General features: G+C 56.0%; 1 protein-coding gene. It reads right to left on the bottom strand.

What is annotated here, in order from left to right:
• Positions 1 to 169: 169 nt before the first annotated feature.
• Positions 170 to 619 carry a hypothetical protein gene (locus tag ACERJA_RS20120; protein ID WP_373609979.1) on the bottom strand — a complete coding sequence of 150 codons (450 nt, stop codon included), beginning with the start codon at positions 617 to 619 and terminating at the stop codon, positions 170 to 172.
• Positions 620 to 895: the final 276 nt, after the last annotated feature.

Here is an 895-nt window from a genome sequence, read left to right as displayed (position 1 = left end):
CTAAAGTCGTGGGCTTTCTCCTCGAATCTGTGTAACAGGCCGATACTGTGTGCGCTCTGTCCGTGACAGCGATGATACCGGAACCGTGAACGGTCAATACCGTCGACAGCTCCGCCAGGATGAACGATACCACAGAAAGTGACGGTCGACCATCCCGAGGTGAGACACGTCACTCGACGACTTCTCTATGGATTTCGTTGAGTGTTTCCTCGAGATCATGTTGGCGCTGTTCGAGTGTTGCAATCCGCTCGCGGAGGACGGTTTCGGATCCGGACGCGTGTGCCGTTGACGTCGAACGCAGCTGATGAGTGGGGCCGTGGCGACGTTCCGAGCGTCGACCTTCCGGTGGTGTCAGTGGTTGACGGTCGGATCCCTGTTTCGGTGTCGAGCTGCGCTTCTCCGACGCAGTGTCCGTCGCGAGCATTCGTTTCCAGCCATCAAACCAGAGTTCGTACGCGCGCGAATAGTGTTCCATGGCCCGGGTACTCTCCTGTAAGCCATTGACGACTGCTTGCTGCGTTTCGATGTACATACTGCTAATCTCCTGATACTCCTCGAACGCATCAGTGATCGTTTCCACTCCCGTATAGGGCGAGACGGTGGCTTGAGAGTCGGTCATTCCGAATGAGATGTCAACGACTCTCGGCATGAAAGTTCGGACGTGTTCCATATCCTGACCATCAAGTGTGAAATAAGAGGAGCGTATCCGCTTGAGGGTGCTCGTTTGTGGTTATCTGTTGACTGCTGCGTTCTACGAGAGCCATCGTAGCCACAGAACGTCACTGCACACTCAATCACACGACGGGAGCGCGGTTCGGAACGTGCGCGGTTCGGAACGTGCGCGGTTCGGAACGAACGAAGTGAGTGAGAACCGCGGAAAGCGAACGGGGAGGAA

It is taken from the genome of Natronorubrum sp. A-ect3, assembly GCF_041821125.1.
Lineage (GTDB): Archaea > Halobacteriota > Halobacteria > Halobacteriales > Natrialbaceae > Natronorubrum > Natronorubrum bangense.
Note: the sequence above shows the minus strand (reverse complement) of the source record. Positions and strands in the feature narration are given on the sequence as shown.